Source organism: Xenorhabdus sp. PR6a (assembly GCF_028599065.1).
Taxonomy (GTDB): Bacteria; Pseudomonadota; Gammaproteobacteria; order Enterobacterales; family Enterobacteriaceae; genus Xenorhabdus; species Xenorhabdus doucetiae.
This window is the reverse complement of sequence record NZ_JAQRFJ010000169.1, coordinates 1-1,065: the sequence shown is the minus strand read 5'-3', so window position 1 is coordinate 1,065 and position 1,065 is coordinate 1. Positions and strand designations below refer to the sequence as shown.

At 50.2% G+C, this 1,065-nt stretch carries 1 protein-coding gene; it reads left to right on the top strand.

The features are described from left to right. Positions 1-1,065, top strand: a 1,065-nt coding sequence (locus PSI15_RS18085; RefSeq protein ID WP_273584731.1) for a phosphopantetheine-binding protein, incomplete at both ends; no start/stop codon positions are given.

The window sequence follows — 1,065 nt, the reverse complement described above, 5'->3', positions numbered from 1 at the left end:
TTGGGATGCGTTCATTACATTCTCTTGGTTGTGTGTACCAAATAAATATGTAAGTTTGGTACCCATTGGTCGACCGATCAGCAATACCCAAATCTATATTCTGGACAGTTATAACCAACCGGTGCCGATTGGGGTGGTTGGTGAGATCCATATTGGTGGAGCTGGGGTGGCACGTGGCTATTTAAACCGCCCGGAGTTAACGGCGGAACGCTTTATTGCCGACCCGTTTAGCCAGGAAGCAGAAGCCCGGCTCTACAAGACCGGCGATCTGGGCCGCTGGCTGCCGGATGGGAATATTGAATACCTGGGGCGCAATGATTTCCAGGTCAAGATCCGCGGTTTTCGCATTGAGCTGGGCGAAATCGAAGCCCGGTTGGCGGCCTGTGACGGGGTGCGGGAGGCGGTGGTCGTTGCCCGGGAAGACACCCCGGGTGACAAGCGGCTGGTGGCCTATCTGGTACCGCAGGCCGGGATGGCGCTGGACATTGCGGTATTGCGGGCAGAATTAAGCACAAGCCTGGCGGACTATATGCTGCCCGGTGCATTTATGGTCCTGGAAGCCTTGCCGCTGACGCCGAACGGCAAGCTGGATCGGCAGGCATTGCCGGCTCCGGACCAGGGGGCGGTGGTGACACGGCAGTATGAAGCGCCGCAGGGTGAGGTGGAGCAGCAGCTGGCGCAGATTTGGCAGGATTTGCTGGGTGTGGAGCGTATTGGCCGCCATGATAACTTCTTTGAGTTAGGCGGGCATTCGTTATTAGCTATGAGTTTGGTAGAGAAATCACGACAATCTTTAGGTGTTGAAATAGTATTAGGTGATATTTTTACAGGGAAAACAATTAGCAAGTTAGCTACATCTATTCAATCTAGTTGTAATTTAAATCAATATCCTAATTTATTTTCCATTCGTACTGGTGGGAAAGGTCTTCCTTTATTTTTTGTTCATGATGGAAGTGGAAGTATTAGGTATGCCTATGATCTTGTGACCTGGATGGATGATATAAATATTCCAGTTTATGGATTCTCCGCTGGTAATTTATTAGAGAAAGAAAAAAAGGAAGGTTC